Genomic DNA, 1460 nt, shown 5'->3' with positions numbered 1-1460 from the left:
CACCTGGAAGACGTCATGGCGATCAACGGTCAGCGTGGTAGGGGTCATGTCCACCTTCCGCTCGATCGAAGCCGGCTCCGAGCTGACGTTCATCGGGTTGATCATCTCAACCCGGAAGGCGTACGTCTGCGTCTCGTCGCTGCCGTCGTAGCCGGTGAACCTGTCAGCAGGGATGCTCAAAGTCCAGGACCAGGCGGAAGCCGCCGTCTTGACGACCCTGAGCACAGAACCCGACGCTGGATCCGAGACAGAAGAAGCAGTGCCGGCCGCCGCATCCCTCTGGAAGGTATCGGCCGGGGCGGTCACCAGAGGAGTCCAGCCCGAAACGGCCCCCTGCTTCATCGAAACAGCCATCTTCGAACCAGCCATCCCCAGCCCCCCCGAAGACCAGGCCGTATACACAGGCGACGCCTCACCCCTGAACACGACGACCGAACCTGCAGGCAGGCTCCCGTTCACCGTATGAGGCACAGCGACCGCGAGCTTGCCCGCATCCGGAGCATTCTCTCTGGAAACGAAATAAGCCGTGCCGACATTCGAGAAGAAAGAAGTCAAACCGAACCCGGAGGTGGATTCAACCACCCAGGCATGATACCGCCGGTACCCGCTGAACCTGTTGGGATCCGGCGCCGGATACTGCTTATTGTCGTCCTGTACCTGCCAGGAGCCCCCCTGCCTGCTGCCAGCATCGACCTTGCACTCGGCCTCGCCCAGCCTGAACCCCCACGTGTCCGCGCTTCTGGCCAGGGCGTCATCATTCCGGCCCTGCCCGCCGCCGATGGGATTGGCAGGATCCTCCCCATAAAGAACAACCATGTTGGGATGCGCCTCATCCCTGGAAGGCGTGCACTCACCACTGACCACCGGATCAAGCCTGCTGGTATACACGCTCCCCGAAGCATCCAAAGGACTGCCCGCATCATTCTCGATCTTCGTGATCGTCGGATCCTTAGGACGGGCCACATCATACTTGTAAAAAGCCGTATTGATGGTCTGCCCCGCAGTCAGGTTCCTGTCCTTCGTCGAAGCGGGCATGTTGTCATCTATCCCCACAAGACCTACATTCATGGGGTTGTACACTTCAGGACTGACCGTGCAAGCGCTCCCATCCCGGTTCGTGGTCACAGGCCACGTGACCATCTTGAAATAACCATCAAGACCCTGCTTCTCCTTAGCCTCCCTAAAATCAATCCCCCCATCAGCCTTCTGCGCAGGCATAGGATTGCCATCCCTATCAGTCGCAAACAACTCATTCGGATTATTGAGATACCTCGGATCCCTCGGACTCACATTGAAAGCCGAATACGAATAGGCTAGGGGCGTCCCGCTCACCGAATCAGTGAGCGTATTGGTAGACGGCTGCTGGCCCGTCACCAGAACCGGCTCAGGAGTCAGCTCATCAACAGGCACCCACTGGCCATCCTTCAAAGCCACCCACTGGTAATAATACGAATTCGTCT

Annotated in this window: 1 pseudogene; it reads right to left on the bottom strand. The window is 58.8% G+C overall.

Annotation, left to right across the window (positions count from 1 at the left end):
• Positions 1–1035 (bottom strand): annotated as a pseudogene (locus J3T95_RS09095) (hypothetical protein); the annotation flags it as partial.
• Between the last annotated feature and the right edge of the window lie 425 nt (positions 1036–1460).

This window comes from Bifidobacterium sp. B4079, from assembly GCF_026537385.1.
Lineage (GTDB): Bacteria > Actinomycetota > Actinomycetes > Actinomycetales > Bifidobacteriaceae > Bombiscardovia > Bombiscardovia asteroides_I.
The sequence above is the reverse complement of the archived record's forward strand: the minus strand, read 5'-3'. Positions and strand labels throughout refer to the sequence as shown.